Origin of the sequence: Streptomyces sp. AC512_CC834 (assembly GCF_019049325.1) — a bacterium.
Classification (GTDB): domain Bacteria; phylum Actinomycetota; class Actinomycetes; order Streptomycetales; family Streptomycetaceae; genus Streptomyces.
The window spans coordinates 40,310-64,815 of record NZ_JAGMUO010000023.1 but is presented as its reverse complement, the minus strand read 5'-3'; the positions used below and the strand labels follow the sequence as shown (position 1 = coordinate 64,815).

26 protein-coding genes and 2 pseudogenes are annotated in these 24,506 nt (G+C 70.1%); 18 read left to right on the top strand and 10 right to left on the bottom strand.

Annotation, left to right across the window (positions count from 1 at the left end; all coding sequences use genetic code 11):
* The first annotated feature begins 5 nt into the window (after positions 1-5).
* On the top strand, positions 6-329 hold the full coding sequence (locus KUM40_RS08445; protein WP_217164593.1) for a hypothetical protein: 324 nt from the start codon (positions 6-8) through the stop codon (positions 327-329).
* 76 nt (positions 330-405) lie between these two features.
* Here the strand turns inward: KUM40_RS08445 and KUM40_RS08440 are convergent, their stop codons facing one another.
* Positions 406-1,320, bottom strand: a complete 915-nt coding sequence (locus KUM40_RS08440) for an RNA polymerase sigma factor SigF (protein WP_217164591.1) — start codon at positions 1,318-1,320, stop codon at positions 406-408.
* Positions 1,321-1,571: 251 nt separating this feature from the next.
* Between KUM40_RS08440 and KUM40_RS08435 the strand changes: the two genes are divergently transcribed.
* Both KUM40_RS08435 and KUM40_RS08430 read left to right on the top strand, forming a co-directional pair.
* Positions 1,572-1,949 (top strand): STAS domain-containing protein, encoded by a 378-nt coding sequence (locus KUM40_RS08435; RefSeq protein ID WP_217164589.1) that lies wholly within the window; start codon positions 1,572-1,574, stop codon positions 1,947-1,949.
* Positions 1,950-2,147: 198 nt separating this feature from the next.
* Complete coding sequence (locus KUM40_RS08430; protein WP_217164586.1) at positions 2,148-2,705, top strand: ATP-binding protein; 558 nt, start codon at positions 2,148-2,150, stop codon at positions 2,703-2,705.
* Positions 2,706-2,817: 112 nt separating this feature from the next.
* On the opposite strand, the pseudogene KUM40_RS42625 reads toward KUM40_RS08430, so the two are convergent.
* Positions 2,818-3,263 (bottom strand): annotated as a pseudogene (locus tag KUM40_RS42625) (ATP-binding protein).
* Positions 3,264-3,372: 109 nt separating this feature from the next.
* On the opposite strand from KUM40_RS42625, the gene KUM40_RS08420 reads away from it, so the two are divergent.
* The 4 genes from KUM40_RS08420 to KUM40_RS08405 are packed head-to-tail and all read left to right on the top strand — an operon-like array spanning position 3,373 to position 4,932.
* Positions 3,373-4,236, top strand: coding sequence for a helix-turn-helix transcriptional regulator (locus KUM40_RS08420; RefSeq protein WP_217164583.1), 864 nt, complete (start codon positions 3,373-3,375; stop codon positions 4,234-4,236).
* An 11-nt stretch (positions 4,237-4,247) separates the two neighbouring features.
* Entirely contained in the window at positions 4,248-4,439 is a 192-nt protein-coding gene (locus KUM40_RS08415; protein WP_217164580.1) for a DUF397 domain-containing protein, read from the top strand.
* 24 nt (positions 4,440-4,463) lie between these two features.
* Positions 4,464-4,670, top strand: a complete 207-nt coding sequence (locus KUM40_RS08410) for a DUF397 domain-containing protein (protein ID WP_217164577.1) — start codon at positions 4,464-4,466, stop codon at positions 4,668-4,670.
* 37 nt (positions 4,671-4,707) lie between these two features.
* Positions 4,708-4,932 (top strand): DUF397 domain-containing protein, encoded by a 225-nt coding sequence (locus KUM40_RS08405; protein WP_308401089.1) that lies wholly within the window; start codon positions 4,708-4,710, stop codon positions 4,930-4,932.
* A 36-nt stretch (positions 4,933-4,968) separates the two neighbouring features.
* Here KUM40_RS08405 and KUM40_RS08400 read toward each other — a convergent pair whose 3' ends face one another.
* The gene (locus KUM40_RS08400; protein WP_217164575.1) at positions 4,969-6,465 is read right to left on the bottom strand and encodes an oligopeptide:H+ symporter; all 1,497 of its coding nucleotides are present in this window, start codon (positions 6,463-6,465) and stop codon (positions 4,969-4,971) included.
* Positions 6,466-6,994: 529 nt separating this feature from the next.
* Here KUM40_RS08400 and KUM40_RS08395 point away from each other — a divergent pair.
* Together KUM40_RS08395 and draK are read left to right on the top strand one after the other, a co-directional pair.
* Positions 6,995-7,672 (top strand): response regulator transcription factor, encoded by a 678-nt coding sequence (locus tag KUM40_RS08395; RefSeq protein WP_217164572.1) that lies wholly within the window; start codon positions 6,995-6,997, stop codon positions 7,670-7,672.
* 71 nt (positions 7,673-7,743) lie between these two features.
* Positions 7,744-9,018 (top strand): two-component system sensor histidine kinase DraK, encoded by a 1,275-nt coding sequence (draK, locus tag KUM40_RS08390; RefSeq protein ID WP_217164569.1) that lies wholly within the window; start codon positions 7,744-7,746, stop codon positions 9,016-9,018.
* 10 nt (positions 9,019-9,028) lie between these two features.
* Here the strand turns inward: draK and KUM40_RS08385 are convergent, their stop codons facing one another.
* A complete protein-coding gene (locus KUM40_RS08385; RefSeq protein WP_217164565.1) occupies positions 9,029-9,601 on the bottom strand; it encodes a GtrA family protein in 573 nt (190 codons plus the stop codon).
* A 165-nt stretch (positions 9,602-9,766) separates the two neighbouring features.
* On the opposite strand from KUM40_RS08385, the gene KUM40_RS08380 reads away from it, so the two are divergent.
* The 3 genes from KUM40_RS08380 (at position 9,767) to KUM40_RS08370 (ending at position 12,710) form a co-directional block, all read left to right on the top strand.
* Positions 9,767-10,918 carry a 5-(carboxyamino)imidazole ribonucleotide synthase gene (locus tag KUM40_RS08380; RefSeq protein ID WP_217164563.1) on the top strand — a complete coding sequence of 384 codons (1,152 nt, stop codon included), beginning with the start codon at positions 9,767-9,769 and terminating at the stop codon, positions 10,916-10,918.
* Positions 10,915-11,457 carry a 5-(carboxyamino)imidazole ribonucleotide mutase gene (purE, locus tag KUM40_RS08375; protein WP_217164560.1) on the top strand — a complete coding sequence of 181 codons (543 nt, stop codon included), beginning with the start codon at positions 10,915-10,917 and terminating at the stop codon, positions 11,455-11,457. The genes KUM40_RS08380 and purE overlap by 4 nt, the downstream gene beginning before the upstream one ends.
* A 74-nt stretch (positions 11,458-11,531) precedes the next feature.
* Positions 11,532-12,710, top strand: coding sequence for a dipeptidase (locus KUM40_RS08370; protein WP_217164754.1), 1,179 nt, complete (start codon positions 11,532-11,534; stop codon positions 12,708-12,710).
* Here the strand turns inward: KUM40_RS08370 and KUM40_RS08365 are convergent.
* Positions 12,659-13,810, bottom strand: coding sequence for an alkene reductase (locus tag KUM40_RS08365; protein ID WP_217164557.1), 1,152 nt, complete (start codon positions 13,808-13,810; stop codon positions 12,659-12,661). The two genes, KUM40_RS08370 and KUM40_RS08365, sit on opposite strands and share 52 nt — an antisense overlap.
* Positions 13,811-13,878: 68 nt before the next feature.
* Here KUM40_RS08365 and KUM40_RS08360 point away from each other — a divergent pair, with 68 nt between their 5' ends.
* Entirely contained in the window at positions 13,879-14,235 is a 357-nt protein-coding gene (locus KUM40_RS08360) for a MerR family transcriptional regulator (RefSeq protein WP_217164554.1), read from the top strand.
* 92 nt (positions 14,236-14,327) lie between these two features.
* Positions 14,328-15,458: a dipeptidase gene (locus KUM40_RS08355; protein WP_217164551.1), complete on the top strand. Its 1,131-nt coding sequence runs from the start codon at positions 14,328-14,330 to the stop codon at positions 15,456-15,458.
* Between the two features lie 19 nt (positions 15,459-15,477).
* Here KUM40_RS08355 and KUM40_RS08350 read toward each other — a convergent pair.
* Positions 15,478-15,687: pseudogene (locus KUM40_RS08350) on the bottom strand (VOC family protein); the annotation flags it as partial.
* A gap of 1 nt (position 15,688) precedes the next feature.
* The gene (locus tag KUM40_RS08345; protein WP_217164546.1) at positions 15,689-16,051 is read right to left on the bottom strand and encodes a VOC family protein; all 363 of its coding nucleotides are present in this window, start codon (positions 16,049-16,051) and stop codon (positions 15,689-15,691) included.
* A gap of 128 nt (positions 16,052-16,179) precedes the next feature.
* On the opposite strand from KUM40_RS08345, the gene KUM40_RS08340 reads away from it, so the two are divergent.
* Entirely contained in the window at positions 16,180-16,707 is a 528-nt protein-coding gene (locus KUM40_RS08340; protein WP_217164544.1) for a CGNR zinc finger domain-containing protein, read from the top strand.
* Positions 16,708-16,813: 106 nt separating this feature from the next.
* Here the strand turns inward: KUM40_RS08340 and KUM40_RS08335 are convergent, their stop codons facing one another.
* A complete protein-coding gene (locus KUM40_RS08335; protein WP_217164541.1) occupies positions 16,814-18,157 on the bottom strand; it encodes a UDP-glucose/GDP-mannose dehydrogenase family protein in 1,344 nt (447 codons plus the stop codon).
* 224 nt (positions 18,158-18,381) lie between these two features.
* Between KUM40_RS08335 and KUM40_RS08330 the strand changes: the two genes are divergently transcribed.
* Together KUM40_RS08330 and KUM40_RS08325 are read left to right on the top strand one after the other, a co-directional pair.
* Positions 18,382-19,539 carry an acyl-CoA dehydrogenase gene (locus KUM40_RS08330; protein ID WP_217164538.1) on the top strand — a complete coding sequence of 386 codons (1,158 nt, stop codon included), beginning with the start codon at positions 18,382-18,384 and terminating at the stop codon, positions 19,537-19,539.
* Positions 19,540-19,669: 130 nt separating this feature from the next.
* Positions 19,670-20,710 (top strand): vWA domain-containing protein, encoded by a 1,041-nt coding sequence (locus KUM40_RS08325; RefSeq protein ID WP_217164535.1) that lies wholly within the window; start codon positions 19,670-19,672, stop codon positions 20,708-20,710.
* A gap of 42 nt (positions 20,711-20,752) precedes the next feature.
* Here KUM40_RS08325 and KUM40_RS08320 read toward each other — a convergent pair whose 3' ends face one another.
* Entirely contained in the window at positions 20,753-21,319 is a 567-nt protein-coding gene (locus KUM40_RS08320; protein WP_217164532.1) for an acyl-CoA thioesterase, read from the bottom strand.
* A gap of 120 nt (positions 21,320-21,439) precedes the next feature.
* Between KUM40_RS08320 and KUM40_RS08315 the strand changes: the two genes are divergently transcribed.
* On the top strand, positions 21,440-22,714 hold the full coding sequence (locus KUM40_RS08315) for an LCP family protein (protein ID WP_217164529.1): 1,275 nt from the start codon (positions 21,440-21,442) through the stop codon (positions 22,712-22,714).
* A gap of 43 nt (positions 22,715-22,757) precedes the next feature.
* Here the strand turns inward: KUM40_RS08315 and KUM40_RS08310 are convergent, their stop codons facing one another.
* On the bottom strand, positions 22,758-24,140 hold the full coding sequence (locus tag KUM40_RS08310) for an LCP family protein (RefSeq protein WP_217164526.1): 1,383 nt from the start codon (positions 24,138-24,140) through the stop codon (positions 22,758-22,760).
* Positions 24,141-24,506 lie beyond the last annotated feature (366 nt).

Genomic DNA, 24,506 nt, shown 5'->3' with positions numbered 1-24,506 from the left:
GCGGCATGGCCAAGTACTGGTGGACGCCGTTCCTGGTGAACGTGCTGCTCGGGATTCCGGGCGTCGTGCCGTTCTGGCTCGTGTGGTACCTGATGGTCAACTGGCCGCTGGCGGAACTGGGCTGGACCGTGCGGGAGCCGACGGAGAACGACGGCATGGCGCTCTGGCTCGTGATCGTCGTCCCTGTGGTGGCGGTCTTCACGATGATCTGGTGGCTGGTCAACGCGCCGCTGCGGCGCCGGACGTCCCTCGCGCCGCGCACTTTCTGGCTCCTGTGCGGGCTGGCCCCGCTGCTGCCGATGGCGGCGCTGATCGCCAACTCCCCGTGAAGAGCGGCGGCAGCCCGAAGGGGGGCGGCCCGGCCTCGGACCGCCCCCCTTCAGGGCAAGCGTCACGCGGTGAGGATCACTCCTCGACCGTGAGCCCCTTGCGCAGCCGTACGAGTGTCCGCGACAGCAGCCGCGAGACGTGCATCTGGGAGATGCCCAGCTCCTCGCCGATCTCCGACTGGGTCATGCCGGCGACGAAACGGAGGGAGAGGATCTTCCGGTCGCGGGAGGGCAGCTCGGCGATCAGCGGCTTCAGCGATTCGACGTACTCGATGCCCTCGAGGCCGTGGTCCTCGTAGCCGATGCGGTCGGCGAGGGCGCCCTCGGCGTCGTCCTCTTCCGGCTGGGCGTCGAGCGAGGAGGCGGTGTAGGCGTTGGACGCCGCCATGCCCTCGACGACCTCGTCCTTGGACAGGCTGAGGTGCTCGGCCAGCTCGGTCACCGTGGGGGCGCGGTCGAGGCGCTGGGCCAGCTCGTCGCCGGCCTTGGCCAGGTCGAGCCGCAGCTCCTGGAGGCGGCGCGGGACGCGCACGGACCACGAGGTGTCACGGAAGAAGCGCTTGATCTCGCCGATGATGGTCGGCATCGCGAACGTGGGGAACTCCACACCGCGCGACAGCTCGAAGCGGTCGATCGCCTTGATCAGGCCGATCGTGCCGACCTGGATGATGTCCTCCATCGGCTCGCTGCGCGAGCGGAAGCGGGAGGCGGCGAACTTGACCAGCGCGAGGTTCAGCTCGACGAGCGTGTTGCGTACGTACGCGTGCTCGTGGGTGCCTTCCTCCAGCGACTCCAGCCGCTCGAAGAGGGTCTTGGACAGGGCCCGGGCGTCCGCCGGAGCGACCTCGGCGTACGCGGGGATGTCCGGAAGCCCGGCGAGTGCGTCGTCGTGGTCGACGACCGCGTCATGGTGCTCGATGGGATCCAGATGTTCCGGTGGGAGTGTCGACGTCGCTTCTTGGGTACGCGATCCGTCGAGCCGGGGTGACATGGTGTCCTCCATCGTTCTCGGCATACGGCTGCCGAAGCCAGTTGCGTGCACTGCGGTGTGCGGCGCCTCCAAAGCCGGCCGTGTCGGTTTACGTGTCTTACTAGCCCTACCGGGTTTACCGAGCAGACCGCAAGTGTGTTATGTGCAAGTATGTCCGTTTGTGTGCGGTTGTTCGGGTGTCGGAGTGCGGTGGGAAGGCGTAGTGTTCGAGGTCGTCAGCAGCAGTCACGACCTCGGGAGAGAGAAACGGCATGGACCGCGGGACGGTCGGCAGTGCCCAGTCGGGCCGGCTTCTGGTCGAGGTACGGGAAGAGGGCCCCAGCGCCGTCGTGACCCCGGCGGGTGAGTTGGATCACCACACCGCCGATCTGTTGCGCGAGCCGCTGGAGGAGTGCCTCGCCAAGGGATTCAACCGGCTTGTCGTGGACTGCTCGCGCCTGGAGTTCTGCGACTCCACGGGACTCAACGTCCTGCTCGGCGCGCGGCTGAAGGCGGAGGCCGAGGGGGGCGGTGTGCACCTGGTGGCCATGCAGCCGGTGGTGGCCCGTGTGTTCGAGATCACGGGGGCCGAAGCGGTCTTCACCCTTCATGACACGCTTGCGGCCGCCTTGGCCGACGAGTCCGGCTGAGCTGGTCCTTGTCCGGCCGGCGGAGGGTTTCGTGCGCCTACCGGGGCGGGCGTTTTCGCGCCGCCCCGTGTTTCGTGCCGAATACAGGGGTGTTCGTACGGTCCGGTCGGGCAGGAGAGTCTCTGAACTGGCTGTGTACGACTTTGCTGTCTACTGACTTTGAAACGTGAACTGGTGAATCGGTGAGGTGAAGCGCTGATGAGCACCACCCGGCCCTACTCGCCGGGCGACCGTGGTCCGGAGCCCGGCGGCGCTTCCGGGGTGTCCGAGGGGGGCGTGCCCGGGTCCGGGACGTCCGCGCCCGCGTCGTCGTCTTCTGTGTCTTCCGGGTCTTCTGGGTCTTCCGGGCGGCAGGTCCGCAGGCTGAGCTTCGAGGACGCGAGCGGGGTCGTTCCGCTGGCCCGTGACTTCACCCGTGAGGCGCTGTACGCCTGGGGCTGGCTGCCCTCCGCCACCGCGGACCAGCGGGCCGCCGCCGAGGACGTACTGCTCGTGGTGTCCGAGCTGGTCACCAACGCCTGTCTGCATGCCGAGGGGCCGGACGAGCTGTGGATCACCTGCGAGAAGAAAGTGATCCGGCTGGAGGTCTCCGACCGCGGCACGGGCCAGCCGGCGCCGCGCACCCCGCACCGGGCCGGGCGTCCCGGTGGACACGGCATGTTCATCGTGCAGCGGCTGTGCCTGGACTGGGGCGTCGTACGGACGCCGGGGGTCGCGGGCAAGCGGGTGTGGGCGGAGCTGGGCGCCCCGGCGTAGGCCTGCGGCGCTTTCGCGGGTCTCTTCTGCCCACCCGCCACCCGTCTCGGTCGGCCAGGAAGCGGAGGCCCTGGGGCTCCGCCCCAGACGCCGGCGGGGACCGCGCCCCGCGCTAATTCCGCACCTCGAACCAGAGCAGTTTTCCGGTGCCCCTCCCGAGCAGGTCGTCGCCCAGCGACCACCGCCCCAGGAGTCGGCGCACGCCTGTACGAGGTGCAGTCCGCGCCCGCCGCCGGCGTCCGGCGGGGCGGGAGCCGTGCGGTGGCCGTCCGGCGGTTCCGCGAAGGGGGCGGGGATGTGCGGGTGGCTGTCCCACACCCCGACCCGCAGCCGTCCGTCGCTGAGCGCGGTGAGCCGCAGCGAGCACGGTCCCCGGGTGTGCCGGTAGGCATTGGTGACCAGCTCCGACGTCAACAGCTCGACGGTGTCCAGCACTTCGTGCCTGCCGTGCCCGCCGAGGGCGGCCCGTACGGTCATGCGTGCGACGCGTGCGGCTCTGGGGTCGTGTGGCAGGCGGAGGGCGTACGCCCAGGTGTCGGACGGGGATACGGTGCCCATGAAGCAGCCTTTCTGGAGGGAGGGGGTTCGGTTGCCCAACGGCCGCGCCCAGCGGTGGCTGTGCCTGTGAGGGAACGCAACGCCGCGTCGCGGCCAGGAAGGAGGCGCCGTGCCGCCCACCAACAGCCCCACGCTCCGACAGCGAAGGCTGGGTGCAGAACTGCGCAAACTCCGAGAGCGGGCTGGGTTCACCGCCACGAGCGCCGCCGGGCTCCTGGGCGTCAACCAGGCACGCGTCAGCATGATCGAGACCGGACGCACACCGATCAGCTCCGACCGGCTCCGCTCGATGGCGCATGCCTACGACTGCAGTGACGAGGAACTGATCGACGCCCTCGCCACGATGACGGGCAGGCGGACGCGTGGTTGGTGGGAGGAGTACCGTGACCACGTCCCGGTCGCTCTGGTCGATCTGGTCGATCTGGCCGAGCTGGAGCATCACGCCTCCGGACTACGCGTGGCACTCCTGATCCACATCCCGGCGCTGCTCCAGACCACCGACCACGCCCGCTCCCTGTTTCGCGCAGTGGTTCCACCGATGCGTCAGTACGAGATCGAGCACCGCCTCACCCACCGCATGAAGCGGCAAGGCATCCTGCACCGGGCGGAACCACCCCCATACACGGCGGTCCTTCACGAAGCGGCACTCCGCATGGACTTCGGCGGCCCGGTCGTCGCCCGTGAGCAGCTCCAGCACTTGCTCGACATGAGCGAACTGCCCCATGTCACCGTCCGGGTGATCCCTTTCGGCACGAACCACTTCCCCACCACCGGCCAGTCCTTCGACTACGTGGAGGGGCCTGTCCCTCAGCTCGACACGACCCAACTGGACTCGCATCACGGTGCCTGCGAGTTCCTCGATGCCGAGGCTCAGCTCTGTAAATACCGGGCCGTACTGGACCGCATGGAGTCCTGCGCACTGGACCGCGCCAAGACACGCGACTTCATCCACCAACGCATCCAGGACCTGTGAAGGAACGACTCATGCAGACCCTTGACTGGCAGAAGTCCACGTACAGCGGCGACGGTTCGAACTGCGTCGACATAGCCACCACCGCGGCCGCCATCCTGGTCCGTGATTCCAAGACCCTCACCGGATCGCGCCTTGCCTTCCCTCGCACAGTCTGGGCGGAGTTCCTCTGCCATGCGTCGAAGTCGCGCGTAACCTATGAGTAAGATTCTCGACGCGGAGGTCCAGTCGTGAAAGAGGCCGACCTACACATCCACCAGTGGCGGAAATCCAGTTACAGCGGTGACAGTTCGAACTGCGTCGAGGTAGCTACCGCTCCGGCCGCCATCCTGGTCCGTGATTCCAAGACCCTCACCGGATCGCGCCTTGCCTTCCCTCGCACAGTCTGGGCGGACTTCCTCTGCCACGCGTCGAAGTCGCGCGTAGCCGGTGGCTGAGGGTTTCTCGACGCGGAGGCTCAGCAGAGCAAGCGCCATGACCGGCATGCGCGTCCCCCAGTGGCGGAAATCCAGCTACAGCCCCGACGGTTCGAACTGCGTCGAGGTAGCTACCACCCCGACCGCCATCCTGGTCCGCGACTCCAAGGACCCCGACGGTCCGCGGGTCGCCCTCCTCCCCGCCGCCTGGGCGGACTTCGCCCCGTACGCGGCCCTGGGGACACCCCTGAACGCCCGGAGGGTCACCTCATCCACCGGATGAGGTGACCCTCCGTAAAAGAGCGGGCGTCCGCAGGGGTCAGCGGACGTCGCCCATGAGTTCCTTGACGCGCTTGCGGTACATCCAGATCGCGATGCCCGCGACCACCGCGAGAGCCGCCTCCGCGGCGACGATGCCCGTCTTGTTGAGGTCGACGCCGGCGATGGAGAGCAGGCCGGTCGTGGCGTCGCCGGCGGTGACGGCGAGGAACCAGACGCCCATCATCTGCGAGGCGTACTTCACCGGCGCCATCTTCGTGGTGACCGACAGGCCGACCGGGGAGAGCATCAGCTCACCGCAGGTCTGGACGAAGTAGATCGCCACCAGCCACAGGGCCGCCGCCTTGTGGCCGCCCTCCGCGATGCCCAGCGGGGCCAGGAAGAGGAAGAAGGACGCGCCGACCAGGACCAGGCCGAAGGAGAACTTGACGACCGTGCTCGGCTCCTTGCCCCGGCGGTTGAGCGCCAGCCACACCGTGGCGAAGACCGGTGCCAGGGCCATGATGATGACCGGGTTGACCGACTGGAACCAGGAGACCGGGAACTCCCAGCCGAAGGCGCTGGTGTCGGTCGAGGAGTCGGCGAAGAGCGACAGGGTCGAGCCGCCCTGGTCGTAGATCATCCAGAACACGGCGGCGGCGACGAAGAACCAGATGTACGCCGACATCTTGGACTGCTCGGAGCGGTCCAGGGACTTGTCGCGCTTGATGTTGGTCAGCACCAGCACCGGGACGATCACACCGAGCAGGGTCAGCGGGACCAGGATCCAGTTCAGGGTGTAGTTGCCCGAGAAGCCGACGATCGCGTAGAAGACGACGGCCAGCGCGGCCCAGAACGCGGCCTTGCGCAGTGTCGAGGTCTTCTCCTCGAGGGACAGCGGCTTCGGGACCGTGCTGGAGTGCGGGGCCAGGTGGCGGCTGCCGAGCAGGAACTGGATGACGCCCAGGCCCATGCCGACCGCGGCGAGCGCGAAGCCCAGGTGCCAGTTGACGTTCTCACCGATGGTGCCGATGGTCAGCGGCGCGGCGAAGGCACCGAGGTTGATGCCCATGTAGAAGACGGTGAAGCCACCGTCGCGGCGCGGGTCGTCGGGACCGTCGTAGAGCTGGCCGACCATCGTCGAGATGTTGGCCTTCAGCAGACCCGAGCCGATGGCCACCAGACCGAGGCCCGCGTAGAACGTGCCGGAGGACGGCAGCGCCAGCGTGAGGTGGCCGAGCATGATCACGCCACCGGCGATGGCGACGGTCTTGCGGGGGCCCCAGACGCGGTCGCCGAACCAGCCGCCCGGCATCGTGAGCAGGTACACCAGCGAGAGGTACACGGAGTAGATCGCGGTCGCGGTGCCGGCGCCGAGGCCGAGGCCACCCGGGGCGACGAGGTACAGCGGGAGCAGAGCCCTCATGCCGTAGTAGGAGAACCTCTCCCACATCTCGGTCATGAAGAGTGTGGCCAGTCCGCGGGGGTGGCCGAAGAAGGTCTTCTCGGAGCCGGGGGTGCCCGGGGTGACCGAGTCCTTCGTCAGGCTGGACGCCATGATCGATCCTTGCTGGTCGGGACGCGCTCATGAGGCGATGCGCGCCCGGTGGGGGGCGGCCGGCACCGGCGGCCTTCCCCGCCCGTCCCACGCCTGGGGGATTCCGCTCCGGATTGCGAAGCGGTGGGCGGCGGCCACCGGGATCCACGCCTCCGCGCACGTCACAGCACGCGGTGAGGCCCGGCCACAGGTCATTCCTTTCGAGGTCGGCCGTGGGGGCCGACCCGCACACAAAAGAGACCTTCAGCGTCGAACTGTCGCCAAAGGTCCCCTGGGTGCTACAGGCGCTGATTCACCATACGGCAGGACACCGACCGGTATGGAAGGACTTGAGACGCGGATCACAGGTAATAGTGGAACCGTGAACGGTCTTTCGAAGGCCCGCTACAGGATGGCACCCCACAGCCGCAGGTTCGCACACGGGGCCCACGCGGCCGGCCACGCGGAGGATGCCCGTCTTGTCCCTGAGTAAGAGGCCCTCGGGGCGATCATGCCCCGGGCGTTGGGCCGAGCGGTCTACCATCAGCTCATGACCCGTGTACTGCTCGCCGAGGACGACGCGTCCATCTCGGAGCCGCTGGCCCGCGCACTGCGCCGGGAAGGATACGAGGTCGAGGTGCGTGAGGACGGACCCACCGCACTCGACGCCGGGCTGCAGGGCGGCATCGACATGGTCGTGCTGGACCTCGGCCTGCCGGGCATGGACGGTCTCGAGGTCGCCCGCCGGCTGCGGTCCGAGGGCCACGCCGTGCCGATCCTGATCCTCACCGCGCGCGCCGACGAGGTGGACACCGTCGTCGGCCTGGACGCGGGCGCCGACGACTACGTCACCAAGCCCTTCCGCCTCGCCGAGCTGCTCGCCCGGGTCCGGGCCCTGCTGCGGCGCGGTGCCGCCGAGCCCGCGCAGCCGCCCGCCACGCACGGCGTACGCATCGACGTCGAGTCGCACCGGGCCTGGATGGGCGAGGAGGAGCTCCAGCTCACCGCCAAGGAGTTCGACCTGCTGCGGGTCCTGGTGCGCGACGCCGGCCGGGTCGTCACCCGCGACCAGCTCATGCGCGAGGTCTGGGACACCACCTGGTGGTCGTCGACCAAGACCCTCGACATGCACATCTCCTGGCTGCGCAAGAAGCTCGGCGACGACGCGGCCAACCCCCGCTACATCGCCACCGTGCGCGGCGTGGGCTTCCGTTTCGAGAAGAACTGATTCGAGAAGAACGGTTCGAGAAGAACTGAGCGGGCCCCCAGAGGCCGCACACGGCAACCGGGTAAGAGGACATGCGCCGTCGACTGATCCAGTCCACGCTCGCCGTGGTGCTCGTCGTGATCGCCGTCTTCGGCGTCTCCCTCGTCATCGTCGAGACCCGGACGATCAGCAGCACCGCCCAGGAACGGGTCGACCTGGAGGCGGTGCGGCTGGCCAGCATCGTGGACAGCCGACTGATCGGCACCGGCTCGGTGGACGCCGAGTTCCTGCGGGAGCAGATCCGCGACGCCCGGTACGCCGTGATCCGCATCCCCGGCGAACCGGTCATCGAGGTCGGCAGCAAGCCGTCCGGCGACGTGCTCCAGGGCAGGGCCACCGGCGAGGAGGGCGAGACGGTCCTCGTCGAGGAGCCCAGCTCCTCCGTGACCCGTGAGGTCGGGCGGACCCTGCTGATCATCGGCCTGGTGGCACTGCTCGCGGTGATCGCGGCCGTGGTGCTGGCGATCCGGCAGGCCAACCGCCTCGCCTCCCCGCTCACCGACCTCGCCGAGACCGCCGAACGCCTCGGCTCCGGCGACCCGCGCCCGCGCCACAAGCGCTACGGCGTTCCCGAGCTGGACCGGGTCGCGGACGTGCTGGACTCCTCCGCCGAGCGCATCGCCCGGATGCTCACCGCCGAGCGCCGCCTCGCCGCGGACGCCTCCCACCAACTGCGGACGCCGCTGACCGCGCTGTCCATGCGGCTGGAGGAGATCACCCTCACCGACGAACCGGAGACGGTGAAGGAGGAGGCGACGATCGCCCTGTCGCAGGTGGAACGGCTGACGGACGTCGTGGACCGGCTGCTGACCAACTCCCGCGACCCGCGCAGCGGCTCCGCCGTCACCTTCGAGCTGGACGACGTCATCCAGCAGCAGATCGCCGAGTGGCGCCCCGCCTACCGCAGTGAGGGACGGGCCATCGTCAGCTCCGGCAAACGCCATCTGACGGCCGTGGGCACCCCCGGCGCCGTGGCGCAGGTGCTGGCCGCACTGATCGAGAACTCCCTGATGCACGGCGGCGGCACGGTCGCCCTGCGGACCCGGGTGACCGGCAACCAGGCCGTGGTCGAGGTCACCGACGAGGGCCCCGGCGTCCCGGGCGACCTGGGGGCGCGGATCTTCGAGCGCGCGATCAGCGGACGCAACTCCACGGGCATCGGCCTCGCCGTGGCCCGTGACCTGGCCGAGGCGGACGGCGGCCGCCTCGAGCTGCTCCAGGGCCGCCCCCCGGTCTTCGGCCTGTTCCTGTCCCGCACGCCGCCCTCGAAGAAGTCCTCCGGCGGCGGTGGAGAGACGGTGCGCTGAGCGGAGCCGGTCAGTGGCGGACCACCGGGGGCGCTTCCGCCGTGCGCACCGCGGTCGGGTGCTCGTGCTCCAGGAAGGTCTCCGCCCGCGTCACCGGCTCACGGGCGGGCAGCGCGCGGAAGACCCAGCTACGGTACGACCAGAAGCGGAACAGCGTGCCGATGCCGATGCCGAGGAACTTGAAGATGTTGCTCTGCAGCGGGCTGTCCCAGCCGAACCCGTACGTCGCCGTGTAGAGCACGCCGTTCTCGATCACCAGCCCGATCGCGCTGAACAGCATGAACAGCGACATCTCGCGGGTCCGGCCGCTCTTGTCGCGGTCGCGGTAGGTGAAGTAGCGGAAGCCCACGTAGTTGAAGGCGATCGCGACGATCGTGGCGATGATGCTGGCCCGCACCACCGGGAGGTCGGTCACCTGCCGCACGAAGTTGAAGACGAGGAGGTTGACCAGCACCCCTGCGCCGCCCACCGCGCCGAACTTCACGACCTCGCGCACGAGCTGGTCGAACCGCTCCCGCACCCCGGCGCGTGGCGCCTGCGGCGCGGGCGGAGCCGTATGAGCACCCGAGGAACCATGTCCCATGGCCGTGCAGGCCCCCGTCCATCGGTTGGCGTCAATCCGTTCATGCTAACCACCCGGACGCGCGATCTTCCTGCGGACGGCCCACCGACGTCCGGAACGGGCGCCGGGACCGCCGGGAAACGGCCGGTAAACAGGTGGGCTCCGCGCGGCCGATACGCTAGGGGTGTGACGTTCCCCGTAGTCGGTATGGTCGGCGGTGGCCAGCTCGCTCGTATGACACACGAGTCGGGCATCCCGCTGGGCATCAGGTTCAAGCTTCTCAGTGACACTCCTCAGGACTCTGCGGCGCAGGTCGTGAACGAAGTCGTCGTCGGCGACTATCGCGATCTGGACACGCTGCGCGAGTTCGCGCGCGGCTGTGACGTGATCACCTTCGATCACGAACACGTGCCGACCGAGCACCTCAAGGCCCTGGAGGCGGACGGCATACCCGTGCGTCCCGGCCCCGACGCGCTCGTGCACGCCCAGGACAAGGGCGTGATGCGCGCGAAGCTCGACGCGATCGGCGTGCCCTGCCCGCGGCACCGGATCGTGAGCGATCCGGCCGACGTGGCCGCCTTCGCCGCGGAGGGCACCGCCGGGGGCGACGGCTTCCCCGTGGTCCTCAAGACAGTGCGCGGCGGATACGACGGCAAGGGCGTGTGGGTCGTGCACTCCGCCGCGGAGGCCGCCGAGCCCTTCCGCGCCGGTGTGCCCGTGCTGGCGGAGGAGAAGGTCGACTTCCTGCGCGAGCTGGCCGCCAACGTGGTCCGCTCCCCGCACGGCCAGGCGGTGGCGTACCCCGTCGTCGAGTCCCAGCAGGTGAACGGCGTCTGCGACACGGTGATCGCGCCCGCCCCCGACCTCGACGAGGCGCTGGCGCTGCGGGCCGAGGAGATGGCGCTCAGCATCGCCAAGGAACTGGACGTCGTCGGCCACCTCGCCGTCGAGCTGTTCCAGACCCGCGACGGCCGCATCCTCGTCAACGAACTGGCGATGCGCCCGCACAACTCCGGCCACTGGACGATGGACGGCGCGATCACCTCGCAGTTCGCCAACCACGTCCGCGCGGTCCTCGACCTCCCCCTCGGCGACCCGCGCCCGCGTGCCAAGTGGACGGTGATGGTCAACGTCCTGGGCGGCGACTACCCCGACATGTACTCCGCGTACCTGCACTGCATGGCCCGCGACCCGCAGCTCAAGATCCACATGTACGGCAAGGACGTGAAGCCCGGCCGCAAGGTCGGCCACGTCAACACCTACGGCGACGACCTGGACGACGTGCTGGAGCGCGCCCGTCACGCTGCCGGCTACCTGAGAGGGACGATCACCGAATGAGCCAGGCCAGCCCGGTGAGCCCAGTCGTCGGCATCGTCATGGGGTCGGACTCCGACTGGCCCGTCATGGAGGCCGCCGCCAAGGCACTCGACGAGTTCGAGATCGCCTACGAGGTCGACGTCGTCTCCGCGCACCGCATGCCGCACGAGATGATCGCGTACGGCGAGCAGGCCGCCGGACGCGGACTGAAGACGATCATCGCTGGGGCCGGGGGCGCCGCCCACCTGCCCGGCATGCTCGCCTCGGTCACCCCGCTGCCGGTCATCGGCGTACCGGTGCCGCTGAAGTACCTCGACGGCATGGACAGCCTCCTGTCCATCGTGCAGATGCCGGCCGGCGTCCCCGTCGCCACCGTCTCCGTCGGCGGCGCCCGCAACGCCGGTCTGCTGGCCGCCCGCATCCTCGCCGCCCACGACGAGGAGCTGCTGGGCCGCATGCGCGAGTTCCAGCAGGACCTGGGCGACCAGGCCACCGAGAAGGGCAAGCGACTGCGCACCAAGGTCGAGGGCTCGGCGGCGGGTTTCGGATTCGGAAAGTGACGAAGTAACGACGTCTACGACATGGACGACGCGAACGAAGTGACGAAGTGACGGACAAGACGGAAGGCACACGGATGACCTCGCTGGACCGGGCCCGGGAGCTGCTGCGCGAGTTCCCCGTCGTCGACGGGCACAACGACCTGCCCTGGGCGCTGCGCGAGCAGGTCCGCTACGACCTCGACGCCCGTGACATCGCCGCCGACCAGTCCGCCCACTTGCACACCGACCTCGCCCGGCTGCGGGCCGGCGGCGTCGGCGCGCAGTACTGGTCGGTGTACGTCCGCTCCGACCTGCCGGGCGCGGTCACGGCGACGCTGGAGCAGATCGACTGCGTACGGCAGCTCATCGACCGCCACCCCGGCGAGCTGCGGGCCGCGCTGACCGCCGCCGACATGGAGGCCGCGCGCGCCGAGGGCCGGATCGCCTCCCTCATGGGCGCCGAGGGCGGCCACTCCATCGACAACTCCCTCGCCACCCTCCGCGCGCTGTACGCGCTCGGCGTGCGCTACATGACGCTCACCCACAACGACAACAACGCGTGGGCGGACTCGGCGACCGACGAGCCCGCCGTCGGCGGCCTGTCGGCCTTCGGCCGCGAGGTCGTGCGGGAGATGAACCGCGAGGGCATGCTGGTCGACCTCTCGCACGTGGCGGCGACGACGATGCGCGCCGCGCTGGACACCTCCACGGCGCCGGTGATCTTCTCGCACTCCTCCTCCCGTGCCGTCTGCGACCACCCGCGCAACATCCCGGACGACGTCCTGGAACGGCTGCCCGCGAACGGCGGCATGGCGATGGTGACGTTCGTGCCGAAGTTCGTGCTCCAGGCGGCCGTGGACTGGACCGCCGAGGCCGACGAGAACATGCGCGCGCACGGCCTCCACCACCTGGACAGCAGCCCCGAGGCGATGAAGGTCCACGCCGCCTTCGAGGAGCGCGTCCCGCGCCCCGTCGCCACCGTGTCCACGGTCGCCGACCACCTCGACCACATGCGCGAGGTCGCCGGCATCGACCACCTCGGCATCGGCGGCGACTACGACGGCACCCCCTTCACCCCGGACGGCCTCGGCGACGTCTCCGGCTACCCGAACCTGATCGCCGAACTGCTCGACCGCGGCTGGTCCCAGTCCGACCTGACCAAGCTGACCTGGAAGAACGCGGTCCGCGTCCTGGACGCCACCGAGGACGTGGCCCGGGGGCTTCAGGCGACGCGGGGGCCGTCCAACGCGTCGCTGGAGGAGCTCGACGGCTGAGCCGACTCCTGTCGGACAGGTCCCAGGGCGGGGTAGTCGGTGTATCCGGTCGCCCCGCCCACATACATCAGATAGCGGTCCCGCACCGGGTTCAGCGGGGCGCCCAGCCGCAGCCGCTCCACCAGGTCGGGATTGGCGAGGAACGGTCGGCCCAGGGCGATCAGGTCGGCTCCGGCTCGCAGCAGCCGCTCGGAGGCCCGGAGTACGTGGCCCGCGTCGAACCCCTCGCCCAGCACGGGGTTGGCGATCAGCACCCCCGGCCATCCGGCGCGGAGCTTCCCGAACACCGGGGCGTCCGGGTCGGCGTACACCAGGTGCAGATAAGCCGGCCCCAGCCCGCCGAGCCGCTCGGCGAGCGCCGGGTAGATCTCCCCGGTCTCGCCCTCCGCGATGCCGTTGACGGTGTTGCCGGGGGAGACGCGCAGCCCGACCCGGTCGGCGCCGATCTCGGCGGCCACGGCCTCCACCACCTCGGCCGTGAACCGGATCCGCGCGGCGACGGAACCGCCGTAGCCGTCGGTGCGCAGGTTGGTGTTGGCGGCGAGGAACTGGTGCAGCAGGTGGCCGTTGGCGGAGTGCACCTCCACCCCCTCGAACCCGGCGTCGAGCGCGTTGCGGGCGGCCCGCGCGAAGTCGGCGACGGTGGTTCGGATGTCCTCGGTGCTCATCTCTCTGGGGACGACGGCCGGCTGGTGCCCGTCGGGCGTGAAGATCGTCTCGGGCAGCGGCACCGGTGACGGCGCGACGGGCGTCAGTCCGCTCGTCGCCGGGTGCCCGACCCGGCCGCCGTGCTGGAGCTGGAGGAACATCCGGCCACCCGCCTCCCGTACGGCGTCGGTGACCCGCCGCCAGCCCGCCACGTGCCGGGCGCTGTGGACGGCTGCGATGTCGGGGTACGTCTGCCCGACCGCGTTCGGCGTCGCGGCCTCCGCGATGATCAGCCCGGCGGAGGCGCGCTGGGCGTAATAGGTGGCCATGAGCGGGGTCGGAGTGCCGTCGGCCTCGGCCCGGTTGCGGGTCAGAGGTGCCATCACCAGACGGTTGGGGAGGGCGAGCGGGCCGAGCGAGGCGGACGCGAAGAGGTCTGTTGTGTTCGACATGCCCGTACGCTAAAACTTGACACTGATGTCAGAATCAAGTCCGGGACCGGGACCGGGAGGCAGGGCGGATGCGGATCGGTGAACTGGCCCGGCGCACGGGCGTCAGCGAACGCTCGCTGCGCTACTACGAGCAGCAGGGGCTGCTCGCGGCCGAGCGTACGCCCGGCGGGCACCGCGAGTACCCGGAGGCGGCCGTCGACCGGGTCATCCGGATCCAGGAGCTGTACGCGGCCGGACTGTGCAGCAGCAAGATCGCGCAGTTGCTGCCGTGCATGCGCGACGGCGACGGCGGCCCCTCGGCCGTGGCCACACCGAAGCTGGTCGCCGACCTCACCGCCGAGCGCGCCCGCATCGACCGGACCATCGCCGAACTGCTCCGCTCCCGTTCCACCCTGGACGAGGTGATCGACGCGGCCCGCGGCTGAGCCGCGTACCCCCGAACGCCCCACCCACCAGGAAGCCCTTTCCGCTGCGTGCGACGGTGGCCGTAACTCACGACGACCGTACGGAGCCCGTCATGGCAGACCTCCAGGACGACCTGCACACCGGTACCGAGGCCGGTGGGCTCGACGATCTGCCCGTGCCGCTCACCGCGGAGGTCTTTCCGCCGGAGCCCTACGCGCCCGTGTCCGACCCCGACGACGAGCCGCTGGCCCGGGCGCACACCGTACTGGCCGCCCACCCCGTCGCCGACGGCTGCAACGGCCTGCCCTGGGCGCTCAAGCATCTGCCCTGGTACGACCTGGAGCTGGGCGAGAGCGCGGTCGACACCGATGTGCCGCGGCTGCGCGAGGGGCACGTGGGCGCGCTGCTGTGGTCGCTGCACCTGCCCGAGTCCATCGACGGGGACCGTGCGGTCGGCGCCACGCTGGAGCAGCTCGACCTGGTCAAGACGGTCGTACGCGCCCACCCGGAGGGGCTGCGCCTGGCGTACGACGCGGGGCAGACCATCGACGCCCGCAACTGCGGCCGGGTCGCCGTGCTGCCCGGTCCCGCGGGCGCCGCCGCCCTCGGGGACTGTCTCGGCATCCTGCGTTCCCTGCACGCCCTCGGCCTGCGCGCGCTGACGCTGTCCGGGGTGACCTGGGCGAGCGAGGCGGGGCTGACCCGGTTCGGTGAGGAGGTCGTCCGTGAGATGAACCGGCTCGGTGTCGTCGCCGACCTCTCCGGCGCGTCCGCCGAGACCATCCGCCGTACCTTCGCGGTGTCCAAGGCGCCGGCGCTGTGCACCCGCTCCGCCGCCCGCGCCCTGCGTCCGCACCCCGCCAACCTCCCGGACGACCTGCTGGTGGAGCTGGGCGCGGCCGGCGGCCTGTGCATGGTGCCGCTGACCGCCGAGCAGACCGGCCCGACCGTCCGGGACGTCGCCGACCACCTCGACCACGTCCGCACGGTGGCAGGACCGCAGAGCGTCGCCCTGTCCGGCACCTACGACTCCGGCACCGCCCACCCGCTGGAGCTGGGCGACCCCTCCTGCTACCCCCGGCTCATCGCCGAGCTGCTGCGCCGCGGCTGGGACGAGGCGGACGTCGCCCTGCTGACCTGGGGCAACGTCCAGCGCGTCCTGCGCGCCTCGGCCTTCACCGCGCGGGCGGCACAACTGCGCCGCGAGCCGTCCACGGCGACCATCGCCGACCTGGACGGCTGAGCCCCGGCGAGGTCCGGGGTCAGGTGTGCTCGATCCGGCACAGGCAGAACGGATGCCGCGCCGGATCCGCGTACACCATGAAGCCCTTCTTCTCCCGGTCCTCCAGATCCAGCGGCCGGGCACCCAGCGCGAGCACCTTCTCGTGCGCCGCGTCCATCTCCGCCCAGGTCGAGCCACCGTCGAAGTCGAGGTGGAACTGCTGGGCGTTCCGAGTACGGGTGGGCCGGTGTTCAGCAGGCGCAGAGGCAGAACGGGTGCCCGGCCGGGTCGGCGTAAACCCGGAAGGTACGGGTGTGGTCCTCCGCGTCCAGCGGCCGCGCGCCCAGCTCGAGGACGGCCTTCTCGGCCGCGTCCAGGTCCTGCACGGTGAGGTCGAGATGGAACTGCTGCGAGTCGTCGGGCGTGGGCCACTTCGGCGCCACGAACCCGGGGGCGGCCTGGAACGCCAGCGCCTGTGCGCCGCCCGGCAGCTTCAGGTCGACCCAGTCGCCCTCCCCCTCGACGGTGCCGCCGAGCACGCCGGCGTAGAAACCGGCCAGTGCGCGGGGATCAGGACAGTCCAGGACGACGACACCCAGTTCGGCGACAGCCATGACTTCCTCCTTGAAGTACGCGGTCCGTGGTGACCGGCAGAAGCGGTTACCCACTGTGGTTACCAACAGAGTGCGGGTAACCGGTAACGGTTACTGCATGCTGCCTTATTGGAGGTAACGTCGCAAGCATGAGTGAGAGATCGCCCGCACCGGGCGGCCTGGAGCTGGTCGAGGCACTGGTGAACACGCTGCTGGACATCGAGACGGGCGTCGACACCCTGGACACGCCGGAGGGCCGGGCGCCGTTCGGACTGACGGAGGACGAGGTGCCGGCCGCGCGCGAGCTGCGCGAGTCCCTGCGCGCCACGCTGCTCGCCCACGCAGGCCACCCGCCGCACCGCGCGGTGACCCCGCTGGGCGAGCTGCTGGCCGCCGTCCCGCTCGTCGTCACCGTCGACCCGGCCGACGGCTCCGCCGACCTCGCCCCCGCCGCCCTCACCGACCCCGCCCCCGACGGCTCCCTCGCCGCCCGCGTCGCCGCCGCCGTCGCCGAGGCGCTGGTGGCCGGCACCTGGACCCGCTTCAAGGCGTGCGAGGCCGCCGACTGCCACTGGGCGTACTACGACCGCAGCCCGGCGGGACGCGGCCGCTGGTGCTCGATGCAGGTGTGCGGGGCACGCGCGAAGATGCGCCGGTACCGGGCCAAGGAGGGGTAAACGACAGGGGGTTCACCGGCCGCCGCGCCGCCGGGTGGGGCAGAATGCGGACGACGCCGGTTCGGCCGACTGAGCCTCGGCCGAACCGGCGTCGCCTTCACCACCGTCAGGCGGTGGGGCGGCCCATCGCGCGGTACGTCCAGCCGGCCTTCCGCCAGAGCGCCGGGTCCAGGGCGTTGCGTCCGTCCAGGATCACCCGGGCCGACGCCGCCTCGCCCAGCGCCTCCGGGTCCAGCTCGCGGAACTCCCGCCACTCCGTCAGATGCAGGACGACATCGGCGCCCCGCACCGCCTCCACCGCGGAGTCGGCGTAGCCGAGCGTCGGGAAGAGCCGCCGGGCGTTCTCCATGCCCTTGGGGTCGTACACCGTCACCTGGGCGCCCTGGAGGTGCACCTGCCCGGCGACGTTCAGCGCGGGGGAGTCCCGTACGTCGTCCGAGTCGGGCTTGAAGGTGGCGCCGAGCACCGCGATCCGCTTGCCGAGGAAGGGGCCGCCGCCCAGCGCCTGCCGGGTCAGCTCCACCATCTGGCCACGCTGGCGCATGTTGATCGAGTCGATCTCGCGCAGGAAGGTCAGCGCCTGGTCCGCGCCCAGTTCGCCGGCGCGCGCCATGAACGCCCGGATGTCCTTCGGTAGGCACCCGCCGCCGAACCCGATCCCCGCCCGCAGGAACTTTCGGCCGATCCGGTCGTCGTACCCGATCGCCTCCGCCAGTTTGGCGACGTCGCCGCCGGCCGCCTCGCAGACCTCCGCCATCGCGTTGATGAAGGAGATCTTGGTGGCGAGGAAGGAGTTCGCGGCGGTCTTCACCAGCTCGGCCGTCGGGAAGTCCGTGACGACGAACGGCGTGCCCTCCGCGACCGGCGTCGCGTACACCTCGCGCAGCAGCTTCTCGGCCCGCTCGCTGCGTACGCCGACCACGAGCCGGTCCGGGTGCAGCGTGTCCTTGACGGCGAAGCCCTCGCGCAGGAACTCCGGGTTCCAGGCCAGCTCGGCGTCGTCGCCGGCCGGCGCGTGCTCGGCGAGGTGGGCGGCCAGCCGGTCGGCGGAGCCCACGGGCACGGTCGACTTGCCGACGACGAGCGCGGGCCCGGTCAGGTGCGGGGCGAGCGAGGCGATCGCGGAGTCGACGTACGACATGTCGCAGGCGTACTCGCCGTGCTTCTGCGGCGTGTTCACGCACAGGAAGTGCACGTCGCCGAAGGCCGCGACCTCCGCGAAGTCGGTGGTGAAGCGCAGCCGTCCGCTGGAGCCCTCGATTCCGGCGACGTGCTTGCCCAGCAGCTCCTCCAGACCGGGCTCGTACATCGGGACCTGGCCCCGCTGGAGCATCTCGATCTTCTCGGGCACCACGTCGAGGCCCAGTACCTCGAAGCCCAGCTCGGCCATGGCCGCCGCGTGGGTCGCGCCGAGATAGCCGGTACCGATCACGGTGATCTTGAGGGCCATGGGTGCTCCAGAGATGTACGGCAGGCGTGCGCGCCCGAGCATATCCGGGGCGTGGCGGAACGCTTCGGCGGGCAGGTTTCCCGCAGTCCTCACCGCAGTCTTCACCGCAGTCCTCACCGCTGTCGTCAAGCTCACCTATCCACGGCCGTGGATGAAGCCTAAAATTTGGAGTTACTTAACGGTAGTTAGCGTCAGTACCGCAGCGTTTTGGAGCGTGAGAGACCTTGGCCGGATCGGCTGACTTCGACCTGTACCGCCCGTCCGAGGAGCACGACATGCTCCGGGACGCCGTCCGCTCGCTGGCCGAGGCGAAGATCGCGCCGTACGCCGCCGCGGTGGACGAGGAGGCGCGCTTCCCGCAGGAGGCGCTCGACGCCCTGACCGCGAACGACCTGCACGCGGTGCACGTGCCCGAGGAGTACGGCGGCGGCGGCGCCGACGCGCTCGCCACCGTGATCGTGATCGAGGAGGTGGCCCGTGTCTGCGCGTCCTCCTCCCTCATCCCGGCCGTGAACAAGCTCGGCTCCCTGCCGGTGATCCTCTCCGGCTCCGAGGAGCTGAAGAAGAGGTACATGACGCCGCTCGCCAAGGGCGACGGCATGTTCTCGTACTGCCTCTCGGAGCCCGACGCGGGCTCGGACGCGGCCGGCATGAAGACCAAGGCGGTCCGCGACGGCGACTTCTGGGTCCTCAACGGCGTCAAGCGCTGGATCACCAACGCCGGCGTCTCCGAGTACTACACGGTGATGGCCGTCACCGACCCGAGCAAGCGCTCCAAGGGGATCTCCGCCTTCGTCGTCGAGAAGTCCGACGAGGGCGTCTCCTTCGGCGCCCCGGAGAAGAAGCTCGGCATCAAGGGCTCGCCCACGCGTGAGGTGTATCTGGACAACGTCCGCATCCCCGCCGACCGCATGATCGGCGCGGAGGGCACCGGCTTCGCCACCGCGATGAAGACGCTGGACCACACCCGCATCACCATCGCCGCCCAGGCCCTCGGCATCGCCCAGGGCGCCCTCGACTACGCCAAGGGTTACGTCAAGGAGCGCAAGCAGTTCGGCAAGCCGATCGCCGACTTCCAGGGCATCCAGTTCATGCTCGCCGACATGGCCATGAAGATCGAGGCCGCCCGCCAACTGACCTACGCGGCCGCCGCCAAGTCCCAGCGCGGCGACAGCGACCTCACCTTCCAGGGCGCCGCCGCCAAGTGCTTCGCCTCCGACGTGGCGATGGAGGTCACCACGGACGCGGTGCAGTTGCTGGGCGGCTACGGCTACACCCGGGACTACCCGGTGGAGCGCATGATGCGCGACGCCAAGATCACCCAGATCTACGAGGGCACGAATCAGGTCCAGCGCGTCGTCATGGCACGCAACCTGCCGTAACGGTCGGTTTGTTGAGCGAGGGGCGTCCGTGTGCGGGCGCCCCTTCTTCTTTCCGGTTCTTCTTTCCGGACCCGTTGTCAGTGGTGGGTGAGACGGTAGGAGCATCGAGTCGGAAAGAGGGGGAGCTGCCTTGTCCGGAAGCCAGAACTACATCAACCACGTCGCTCTCGTGCTGGATGCCAGTTCGTCCATGCGCCGTCTGAGCGGCAAGGTCGTCGAAGTCGCCGACCAGCAGATCGCCTACCTGGCCCGCCGGTCGCAGGAACTGGACCAGGAGACCCGCGTCACGGTGTACGTCTTCGCCAACGAGGTGGAGTGCGTCATCTACGACAAGGACGTGCTGCGAATGCCGTCGCTGAAGGAGATGTACCGGGTCGGTGGCATGACGGCACTGCTGGCGGCCACGCTCAAGTCGCAGCGGGAACTGGCGCAGACGGCTCAACTGTACGGCGACCACAGCTTCCTGACGTTCGTCCTCACCGACGGCCAGGAGAACGTGAGCCATCGCTGCCCGGACGCCCCCTCCAACGACCCGCGCGCACTGGTCGGGGCCGTGGCCACGATGATCGAGACGCAGGACGACAACTGGACGCTGGCCGTCCTCGTGCCGGACCAGATGGGCAAGCGCGAGGCCATGCAGTGCGGGTTCCCGAAGGACAACATCGCCATCTGGGACGCCACGAGCACGCAGGGCCTGGAGGAGGCCGGACAGGTCATCCAGGAGGCCACCGAGAAGTTCATGGTGGGCCGGACCAAGGGCATCCGGGGGTCCCGGGCCGTGTTCTCCACGGGTGCGGACACGGTCAACAAGGACACCATCAAGGCGGCCGGCCTCACCCCGGTGGACGCGGCGAAGTACGAGCTGGTCCCGGTGACCCGGGACGCGGCGATTCGGGAGTGGGTCGTCGAAAGCGGGCACACCTACCGCACCGGCGGTGCGTTCTACCAGCTCAGCAAGTCGGAGAAGGTCCAGCCGAAGAAGCAGATATCGGTGCTGGAGAAGAAGACCGACCGGGTGTACACGGGGCCCGAGGCCCGAGCCCTGCTCGGCCTGCCGGACGTGGAGGTCCGCATCAAGCCGGACCACAACGACGACTTCACGATCTTCGTGCAGAGCACCAGCGTGAACCGGAAGCTCGTACCGAACACGCGGCTGCTGCTGATGCTCTGAAACGGCCGGTCAGCCGCCCGTCCGGCGCCCCCCAGCCGCTCGTCAGTCGTCGAAGCCCTCCGCCACCCGTCGCTCCCGCAGCTCCATGATCGCGCGGCGGCGGGCCAGGCGGTGGGTGCGGCGGATCTGGGCCTCCTGGTAGCGGCGCTTGTCCTTCTCGGTCTCCGGGAGGACCGGCGGCACCGAGCGCGGCTTGCCGTCCGCGTCCACCGCGGCGAAGACCAGGTAGGCCGAGCCGACCTGGGTGGCCGGGGTCGACTCGTTCCAGCGCTCGGCCAGGACCCGGACACCGACCTCCATGGAGCTGCGGCCGGTCCAGTTGACCTGGGCCTTCACATGGACGAGGTCGCCGACCCTGACCGGCTCCAGGAACGCCATCTCGTCCATCGACGCGGTGACGGCGGGCCCGCCGGAGTGCCGTCCGGCCACGGCGCCCGCCGCGTCGTCGACCAGCTTCATGATCACACCGCCGTGCACCGTGCCCAGAAGGTTGGTGTCGCCGTGCGTCATGATGTGACTGAGGGTGGTGCGGGACGCCGAAGTCGGCTTGCCCGGGATCTCCGGTGCCGCCGAGTACGCGGCCGAGGCCTGTTCTGCCTGGTCTGTCATGGCCTCCACCTTATGCGGGGGCGACGGCCGCGTAATTTTGTGTCAGCTTCGCAACAGCGCTGACCCTATTTTCCGACGACCCTTGTATCGCCCACAGTGCGGACCTGCACACTGGTGCGCATGAATGATTGGCCCGAGGGATGGTCCGGCGACAACCGCGGCGGCCGGTACGGACACGGCAGCGCGAGCGCACAGCCCGAGAGCGCACGCGTGATGCGCCAGGTCCGCCGCGGCACGCCGCCGCCCGGCCCGGGCCAGTCCGCCCCGCCGTACGGCGCCGGAGTGCCGCAGCAGCCGTCGTACGCCGACGGCCGCGGCCACGGCGGCGACGGGTACGACAGCGGCTACAACACCGGACAGGTCTACGGCGGCCAGGGCGGCCAGGGCCCCGGAGCCGGCCGCCCGGGCCGGCCCGCGCCGAACTGGCGCCGCCGGATCAAGTGGACCGCGATCACGGTGGTGACCGTGCTCGTCGTCACCACCGTCGGCACCTACTTCTGGGCCGACTCCAAGCTCAACCGCGAGGTCGACCTGTCCAAGGTCATCGAGCGGCCCGAGGCCGGCGAGGGCACGAACTACCTGATCGTCGGCTCCGACAGCCGCGAGGGCATGACCGACGAGCAGATGAAGGACCTGCACACCGGCTACGCCGACGGCAAGCGCACCGACTCGATGATGATCCTGCACACCGGGGACAACGGGTCGACGCTGATCTCCCTGCCCCGCGACTCGGACGTGGAGATCCCGACCTTCGTCGGCTCCGAGTCCGGCAAGACGTACAAGGGCACGGGCCGGCACGTGAAGCTGAACGCCGCGTACGCCGAGGACGGCCCCGAACTGCTGGTGCGCACCATCGAGCACAACACCGGGCTGCGCCTGGACCACTACGTCGAGATCGGCTTCGGCGGCTTCGCGAACATCGTGGACGCGGTCGGCGGCGTCGAGATCGACATCCCGCAGGACATCAAGGACAAGAAGTCCGGCGCCGACTTCAAGAAGGGCAAGCAGACCCTGGACGGCCAGGAGGCCCTCGCCTTCGTCCGCACCCGGTACGCGCTGCCCGGCTCCGACCTGGACCGCACGAAGAACCAGCAGAAGTTCCTGTCGGCGCTGGCGAGCCAGGTGGCCACCCCGTCGACGGTCCTCAACCCGTTCAAGCTGTACCCGACCATGGGCGCCGGCCTGGACTCCCTCATCGTCGACAAGGACATGGGCCTGTTCGACCTGGCGAGCATGTTCTGGGCGATGAAGAGCGTCAGCGGCGGCGACGGCACCTCGATGAACATGCCGGTCTCGGGCAACGTCGGTTCCAACCTCAAGTGGGACGACGCCAAGGTGAAGAAGCTGGTCGAGCAGCTCAAGAATGACGAGAAGGTCACCGTCTCCGGCAACTGAACCGGAAACCGGAGCCCGGAGGGGCGCCGTGCGGTGGCGCCCCTCACTCCTCGCCGCAGACCACCTCGTCGCCCCGCACCACCGTGCCCGACTCCTGCGGCGGGTCCGCCGGTTTCACCTTCACGACGTTCTTGAAGTCCGCGCCCGCGATCACCTTCAGCGTCGCCCCCTGCCCCTTGACCGGCTTCAGCTCGCTGCCGGGCAGGGCGGTGGCCAGGGATTTCGCCGACTGGTCCCAGCGGGGGTCGTAGGCGACGACGGTCCGCTCGACCGCGCGGTCGGTGGCGTTCCTCGGCGCCTTGGTGGTGCGGAAGCCGGTCGCGGCCAGCGCGTCGTCCACCCGCTTGCCGAGCCCGGCCGTGCGGGTGCCGTTCTCCACCTGCACGCGGATCTGCTTCGGGTCCACCGGGACCCGTACCGGCGCCGGACCCTTCGGTTTCGGTTTCGGCTTGTGCGCGGCCAGCGGCTTGTCCTCGCGCAGGGCGTCGAAGATCCGCTTCGACTTCACCGGGTCCCACTTCAGGGTGGAACCGACGCCCTTGACCTTGTATCCCATCTGCCCGATCGGCACGGTGGTGAACTCGGAGGACGACGGCGAGAAGTTCCGCATCGCCCGCCCGAGCGTCAGCAGCTCGTCGGTGCCGAAGCCCTGGTCGGCCCGGACCGAGCCCAGTACGGCCCGGGCGACGTCACGGAACTTCAGCGGGTTCAGCAGGATCCCCGAGGAGGTCGCCCGGTCGATCAGGGCGGCCAGGAAGCGCTGCTGGCGCTTCATCCGGCTCAGGTCCGAGGCCCCGTCGAGGTGGCGGGCCCGCACGTACTGCAGCGCCTGCCCGCCCATCAGGGTGTGGTTGCCGGCCGGCAGGTCGAGTCCGGTGTAGCTGTCCTTGAGCGGCTGGACGGTGCAGATTTTCACACCGCCGAGGACGTCCACGGTCTTCATGAAGCTGGTGAAGTCGACCTCCAGATAGTGGTCGATCTTCACGCGGGTCATGTTCTCCACGGTCCGGATGGTGAGCTGCGGGCCACCCTCGGCGTAGGCCGCGTTCAGCTTGAGCGGGTGCCCCTTGTGGTGCTCGCCGGTGGTGCGGTCGGTGTGGCCGGGCGTCTCGGCGTACGAGTCGCGCGGCAGGCTGACCACGCTCGCGCGCTCCCGGTCCTCCGAGATGTGCACGATCATGATGGTGTCGGTGCAGTGGCAGGGGGCGCCGCCCAGTTGGTACTTGCGCCGCTGCTCCTCGCTGATCCGGTCCCGGCCGTCGGTGCCGACCATCAGGACGTTCATGCCGTCGCCCGCCCGCGGCCGGTTCTTCATGTCCTTGAAGGCGTCGACCCGCGAGATGTCCGAGTCCAGGCTCGAGAGCACCGCGTGCCCGATCCCGGCGGAGGCGAGCACCACCACCGACAGCGCGGTCACCGTCCGCATGGCCCAGCGCGGCTTCTTCCGCCTCACGGGGGGCCTCGGCGGACGCCCGGACGGCCGGGGGCCGCCGCGCTGCGGCGGAGGCCCGCCCCGGGTGGTCGAGGCCGGAATCCGGGACGAGCGGGACGAGCGGGACGAGCGGGGCGGCGTGGGCAAGGTGACACCTCCGCGGGGGACGGGCCCCGGGCGTGGACCGTGAGGCCGGACATGGGACGGACCTGGGATGGGCGCGGGATCGACGCGGCATGGACATGGGATGGGGGGCGGGGTCGGCGCGGTATGGACGCTGGATTCGTGAGCACCGTAGGCCCATACGATCTGCTGCCCGGGCCCGTGACCCCCGCGGCGCGCACCCGTGTCCCCCGTTCG